Source organism: Streptomyces sp. NPDC058459 (assembly GCF_042721685.1).
Lineage (GTDB): Bacteria > Actinomycetota > Actinomycetes > Streptomycetales > Streptomycetaceae > Streptomyces.
Genome location: NZ_JBHXLV010000369.1, coordinates 1 through 2,911 on the forward strand (window position 1 = coordinate 1; position 2,911 = coordinate 2,911).

Here is a 2,911-nt window from a genome sequence, read left to right on the forward strand (position 1 = left end):
GGTTACGCATGTGTTCCTCCGCGAGAGGCACGCCGGGGCCGGTCCCCGGTCGATCGGCGAGAAAGCACCTCCCGACTGAACCCTCAGGCGCAAGGAACACGCCCGCATGTCGAGAATGGTCCGTCCTAGTGACCGGACCCTTCATCCGACAACCACACAATCGCCTATCGCCGCAGGTCACGGCCCGTCAGAAATTTTCGCCGGGCTGCAACTCGGATGGCGCACCGGAAAGCGGGACGGCCACCCGTTCGCCCGTCGCCCCGTCGCCGGTCACCGGCGCGGGACTTAGCGTTTTCCCATGCGCGACGAACGTGGTGGCAGCCACGTCGAAAGGGGATGGCGAGAGGGGATGGCGAATGTCTGCGTCCGAGCTGGCGGAGTGGAGCGAACGGGAGGAGCGGCGCAAGCGGCGCGCCCCCTGGGGCGTGCTGGCGCTCGTGCTGCTGACCGGTGTGGCGCTGATCCGGAACGGGTCCGGCGAGTTCGACGTGGGCCCGCCGCAGCCCGCCGCGGCCGCCGCACCGGTCCTCGACGTACGGGTCTCGCCGAGCGCCGCCGGCGCGGTGGAGGGACCGGCCGGCCTGTCGTTCTCCCCCGCGGACCGGGTCCGTATCCCGGCCATCCAGGTCGACGCCCCGGTCACCCCGGTGGGCCTGGACGCGGACGGCTGGGTCGGCGCGCCGCCGCCGGAGGACTCCAACGTGGCGGGCTGGTTCACCGGCGCGGTGTCCCCCGGTGAGAAGGGCACCTCCGTGATCGTCGGCCATGTCGACAACACCCAGGGGCCGGCCGTCTTCTACGGCCTCGGCGCGCTGAAGAAGGGCGACCGGGTCGAGGTGGGCCGGCAGGACGGGCGGACCGCCGTGTTCGAGGTGTACGGGGTCGAGGTCTTCGAGAAGAGCAAGTTCCCCGGCGACCGCGTCTACGGCTCCAAGGGCACCCCTGAGCTGCGGGTGATCACCTGCGGTGGCGGCTTCTCCAAGCAGCACGGCTACGACGGCAACGTGGTCGTCTTCGCCCGCCTGGTCGCGGGGGCCTGAGCCACCGCGACCGGGGAGACGTACGGCCCGTCTCAGCTCATGCGGCGGGGCGGGACGGTGAGGTGGTAGCCGTGGTCGAGCAGATAGGGCAGGTACTCGCGGATCGCGCGGACGCTCTGCGTCCGGTCGCCCCCGGCGTCGTGGGAGAGGATGACGACACCGGGGGCGGCGCCGTGTTCCACCCGTCGGACGATGGTGCCGGTGCCGGGGGTCATCCAGTCGGTGGTGTCGACGGTCCAGGCCATCGGTTCCATGCCCAGTTCCGCGCCGAGCTGGAAGGTGGCCCGGTTCCAGGCGCCGTACGGGGCGCGGAACCACTGCGGGCGGTCCCCGTAGGCGTCCTCGATGACGTCGCTGGTGCGCTCGATCTCGTCCCGGATGTCGCCCCGGGCCAGCTCGGTGAGCAGCGGGTGGGTCCAGGTGTGGTTGCCGACCACGTGTCCCTCCTCTGCCATCCGGGCGAGGAGTTCCTTGTTGTCGACGGCCATCTCCCCGCACACGAAGAACATCGCGCGTACGTCGTACTTGGCGAGGGTGTCGAGGATGTGCGGGGTGTAGTCGGGGTGGGGGCCGTCGTCGAAGGTGAGCATCATGTTCCGGCCCTTGCCGGTGAGGCGCAGGATCGGCTGGTGACGCACCTTCAGCCTGCCGGGGGCGGTCTGCGGGTGCCCGCGGCCGAGGAGGGGCTGGAGGCGGAAGGCGGAGGGGTTGAGGGCCTGGCGGGCCTGGGGCCCGGCGAGGCCGGCGGTGGTAGGGGCGGTACGGTCGCCGCCGCCCGTCATGAGGACGCCTCCGGCGCCTGCGGCGGCGAGGACGGCGGCCGAGCCGAGCAGCATCCGGCGCCGGGTGAACAACTGATCCTTCTCCATGGACCATCAGTCGCCCGTCCGCCCCGCGCCGCACCGCACCGACACCGGTGCGGCGGGTCCGGTCCACCCGGTCGGCCCAGCGCGGACGCGTCCCGCCCGCGCAGTGGACGGAACCGTTCCTTCCGATAGCCTCACCGCCGTGACGGAACAGCAGGCAGAGCACGAGCGGCACCGGTTCGAGCGGGGCACGGACGGTCCCAAGGTCATCGTCGTCGGCGTGGACGGCTCCGACTCCTCGCTGCGGGCGGCGGCGTACGCGGGCGGTCTCGCGCGGCGGCAGGGCGCGCTGCTGGCGGTGGTGTACGTGCAGCCGGTGCTGGCGGCCGGCGCGGCGCTCGGGGTGCCGGTGGCGCAGGCCACGGACGAGATCGCCGAGGATCTGATCACGCAGATCAGGGAGGCGGCGCAGCGGGTCAGGGGCATCTTCGAGGTGCGCTGGGAGTTCCACACCTTCCGCGGCGATCCGTTCAACGGTCTGGTGCAGGCGGCCGACGAGCTGAGGGCGGACGCGGTGGTGGTGGGCGCCTCGGAGCAGGCCGGGCACCGGATCATCGGGTCGGTGGCGGTCCGGCTGGTGAAGGCGGGGCGCTGGCCGGTGACGGTCGTCCCGTAGCGAGGGACCGCAGGCCGGGCGTGGTCGCCAGGAGCAGCACCCCGGCCGCGGCGATGGCCGTGCGCGGGCCGGTGAGCGAGGCCGCCAGGCCCCACAGCGCGGTCAGCGCGGCCGTACCGGCCCTGGTGGAGACCGACCAGGCGGAGAGTGTACGGGCCACCCGGTCGTCCGGGGTGCGCTCCAGCCGCTCGGCGGCGAGCACCGGGTTGAACACGCCCGCGCAGGTGATCAGGCACAGCTCGACCGCCATGACGAGGACCAGGCCGGGCACGCCGGGCCGGACGAGGGCTAGGCCCAATGCCGGTGACTTAGATGTCTTGTGCTCGTTGGTTGTGGTGTGGCGAGGATGGGGCAGGTCAAGTCGCCTGCGAGGGAGTGGTTGTCGGACC

Annotated in this window: 4 protein-coding genes and 1 pseudogene; 2 read left to right on the forward strand and 3 right to left on the reverse strand. The window is 72.3% G+C overall.

Annotated elements, in window-relative coordinates:
• Nucleotides 1-187: 187 nt before the first annotated feature.
• Complete coding sequence (locus tag ACFWN1_RS32635) at nucleotides 188-325, reverse strand: hypothetical protein (RefSeq protein WP_384370175.1); 138 nt, start codon at nucleotides 323-325, stop codon at nucleotides 188-190.
• Between the two features lie 31 nt (nucleotides 326-356).
• Between ACFWN1_RS32635 and ACFWN1_RS32640 the strand changes: the two genes are divergently transcribed.
• On the forward strand, nucleotides 357-1,040 hold the full coding sequence (locus ACFWN1_RS32640) for a class F sortase (protein WP_384370178.1): 684 nt from the start codon (nucleotides 357-359) through the stop codon (nucleotides 1,038-1,040).
• A 32-nt stretch (nucleotides 1,041-1,072) separates the two neighbouring features.
• Here the strand turns inward: ACFWN1_RS32640 and ACFWN1_RS32645 are convergent, their stop codons facing one another.
• Nucleotides 1,073-1,909, reverse strand: a complete 837-nt coding sequence (locus ACFWN1_RS32645) for a polysaccharide deacetylase family protein (RefSeq protein WP_384370181.1) — start codon at nucleotides 1,907-1,909, stop codon at nucleotides 1,073-1,075.
• Between the two features lie 139 nt (nucleotides 1,910-2,048).
• Here ACFWN1_RS32645 and ACFWN1_RS32650 point away from each other — a divergent pair, with 139 nt between their 5' ends.
• Nucleotides 2,049-2,522, forward strand: coding sequence for a universal stress protein (locus ACFWN1_RS32650; RefSeq protein WP_384370184.1), 474 nt, complete (start codon nucleotides 2,049-2,051; stop codon nucleotides 2,520-2,522).
• Here ACFWN1_RS32650 and ACFWN1_RS32655 read toward each other — a convergent pair.
• Nucleotides 2,458-2,911, reverse strand: a pseudogene (locus tag ACFWN1_RS32655) (hypothetical protein); the annotation flags it as partial. The gene ACFWN1_RS32650 and the pseudogene ACFWN1_RS32655 overlap by 65 nt on opposite strands.

What these genes read in the sequence shown, in the direction of transcription:
- ACFWN1_RS32640 (WP_384370178.1), top strand. Translation starts at nt 357, where the DNA reads ATGTCTGCGTCCGAGCTGGCGGAGTGGAGCGAACGGGAGGAGCGGCGC.
- ACFWN1_RS32645 (WP_384370181.1), bottom strand. Translation starts at nt 1,909, where the DNA reads ATGGAGAAGGATCAGTTGTTCACCCGGCGCCGGATGCTGCTCGGCTCG.